The sequence below is a fragment of the Gemella sp. GH3 genome (assembly GCF_013415425.1).
In the GTDB taxonomy this organism is placed as follows: domain Bacteria; phylum Bacillota; class Bacilli; order Staphylococcales; family Gemellaceae; genus Gemelliphila.
Map to the genome: position 1 here is coordinate 1 of NZ_JACBYC010000138.1, position 448 is coordinate 448.

A 448-nucleotide genomic window follows, 5' to 3' on the forward strand; every position below is an offset into this window, starting at 1 on the left:
CTTCTTTAGGTATACCTTTACCATTATCAATGATTTCAAATAATATCTTTGAGTCTTGTTCATGCACGCGTAAGGTGATAACAGAATGCGATTCAGAGTGCTTTAATGCATTTTCTACCAAATTAAATAAAACTTGTAGCATTAATTTGCTGTCGATATATACCAGTGCGAATGTTCCATTATCTTCAATAGTGACTTTATGATTTTGATGACGACGCACGAGTCCATCTTCAAATTCTTCGAGTAGCTCCTCTACAAGGTATGAGGTGCGCTTAATTTGAATATCTGAACGCTCTAATTTCGTTAGAGAAAGTATATTTGTGACTAACGTATATAAATATTGTGCCTCTTCGTATGAAGCGGTTAGCAGTTGCGCGCGTTCATTTTTATCCAAGCCATCATTATGATATTTCACTACATCTAAATTACCGATAATAGATGTTAATGG

The 448-nt window shown here is 34.8% G+C and carries 1 protein-coding gene; it reads right to left on the bottom strand.

Translation table 11 applies throughout. The features are described from left to right. Window positions 1–448: sensor histidine kinase (locus HZY83_RS05685; protein ID WP_255460161.1), on the bottom strand; the 448-nt coding region annotated here is incomplete at both ends.